General features: G+C 54.9%; 1 protein-coding gene. It reads left to right on the top strand.

All coding sequences use genetic code 11. The annotated features are described in order from the left end of the window. On the top strand, positions 1-206 hold a 206-nt coding region (locus tag HJY11_RS14970), incomplete at both ends, for a hypothetical protein (RefSeq protein ID WP_208076611.1).

The following is a 206-nucleotide window of genomic DNA, read 5'->3' as shown; positions in this document are numbered from 1 at the left end:
GGTCAGACATCTGACGCCGCTTTTGAGTCTGGGCAATGCTTTTTCGGATGCAGAGCTGGTAGCTTTTGATCAGCGTGTGCGCAGCGGTCTGCCGGAAGGCAGCGCTGTAGAATATGTTATGGAGCCGAAAATCGACGGACTGGCCTGCAGCCTGATTTATGAAAATGGACGTTTGGTAAGGGCGGCAACGCGCGGTGACGGTGTGA

The organism is Bittarella massiliensis (ex Durand et al. 2017), from assembly GCF_017566145.1.
Lineage (GTDB): Bacteria > Bacillota > Clostridia > Oscillospirales > Ruminococcaceae > Bittarella > Bittarella massiliensis_A.
Note: the sequence above shows the minus strand (reverse complement) of the source record. Positions and strands in the feature narration are given on the sequence as shown.